This is a genomic window from Mesorhizobium sp. M7A.F.Ca.CA.003.01.2.1, from assembly GCF_003998945.1.
GTDB lineage: Bacteria > Pseudomonadota > Alphaproteobacteria > Rhizobiales > Rhizobiaceae > Mesorhizobium > Mesorhizobium ciceri.
On record NZ_RZRA01001170.1, the window covers coordinates 1 to 1,464 of the forward strand.

The following is a 1,464-nucleotide window of genomic DNA, read 5'->3' on the forward strand; positions in this document are numbered from 1 at the left end:
GTCCTGCACCTTGGAGCGCGTGTCCTGCAAGGCCGTCGCCAGATTTGTCTGCGGCTGGAACTCGACCAGCACATAGCCGCCGCCCTGGAAGGCGGCCGAGCGCATTTCCTTGAGGCCTTTCAGGCTCTTCAGCTTGCTTTCCATCGGCCGCAGCAGAAGGCGCTCCGAATCCTCAGGCGAAATGCCCTGATAGATCAGGCTGATATACATCATCGGAATCGGAACGTCGGGCTCGGCTTCCTTCGGCGTCGACTGATAGGCGACCCAGCCGGCGAGCAGAAGGAAGACGAGGACCGAAATGGTCAGGCGGGCATTGTTGATTGCGAGTCTGACGATATCCATGGCTAACGCCTGTTCTTGAATTTCACGAGCTGCGTCGCAGCCAAGTGTCCCCGCCCGGGGTCTGTCCGCCGTACCCCATGCTACTGCGTGCCGGCGGTCGCTTCGCCCAGCAGTTTCTGGATGGTTGCCTGGTCGGCTTCGACCGGCTTGACCTCATCGCCTTCCTTCACCAGTTCCTGGCCGGCAACGATGATGCGCGCATCGGCAGGGATGCCGCCAAGCACCAGGCCGGTCGGCGTGTCGTCGACGAGGTCGATGGGGAAGAACGCAACCTTGTTGTCCTTGCCGACGGCACGGATGCCGAGGTCGCCCTTGTCGCCGAGCGTCACCACCGAGCGCGGCAGCAGCACCGCATCGGTCGGCAACGCGCTGAGTGCGATTTCCGCCGTCATGCCGGCCGGCACGGAGCCGTCGGCATTGGGGACGGCAACCTCGACGCGGAAGGTGCGGGTCGCCGAAGAGGCGTCGCGGCTGATGTAGCGCACGGTGCCTTCGACAGTCTGGCCGCTGACCAGCCGTATGGTGGCCTTGTCCCCGAGTTTCAGGTAGCCGAGATCGCGCTCGCTGACTTCGCCGCGGGCAATCACCGGATCGAGCTTGAGGATGGTTGCCACCTCGCCGCCCTGCATGATGGAACTGCCAAGTTCCACCGGCACCCGGTCGATAACGCCGTCGAAGGGCGCCTTCACCTCGTTGCGGTCGAGTTCGGCCTGTGCCGTTTCCAGTTGCGACTGCGCCGAGGTCAGGTTCGAGCGCGCGGTGTCGAGCTGCAGCTTCGGCAGATTGCCGGTCTTCATCAGCCGCAAGGCTGCGTCCAACTCGGCCTGGCGCTGCACCACCAACTGCTTTGCATTGTCGACCATCGAGATCTTTTCTTCCGCCGCAAGCATCAGTACCAGATCCCCCGTCTTGACGTGATCGCCTTGCTTGACAGGCAGCTTGTCGATGACACCGGCGACGCGCGTCGCCAGCACCGCCCGCTTGTCGGCTTCGGTCAGCCCGGAAATGCGGATGGCGCGTGCATAGGTCTTGCGTGGCGGCGTCACCACCGCAACGGTGCGCAGCGGTGCCTTCGGCTCGGCTTCAGCCGTCTTCGGCTTGGCCGCGTCCGGCGCCTTGGCC

Annotated in this window: 2 protein-coding genes; both read right to left on the reverse strand. The window is 64.3% G+C overall.

Annotated elements, in window-relative coordinates; genetic code table 11:
• On the reverse strand, nt 1-342 hold a 342-nt coding region (locus EN969_RS30890), incomplete at its 3' end, for an efflux RND transporter permease subunit (RefSeq protein WP_164758650.1).
• A gap of 80 nt (nt 343-422) precedes the next feature.
• Nucleotides 423-1,464 (reverse strand): efflux RND transporter periplasmic adaptor subunit (locus EN969_RS30895; RefSeq protein ID WP_127419726.1); only part of this gene is annotated, 1,042 nt, incomplete at its 5' end.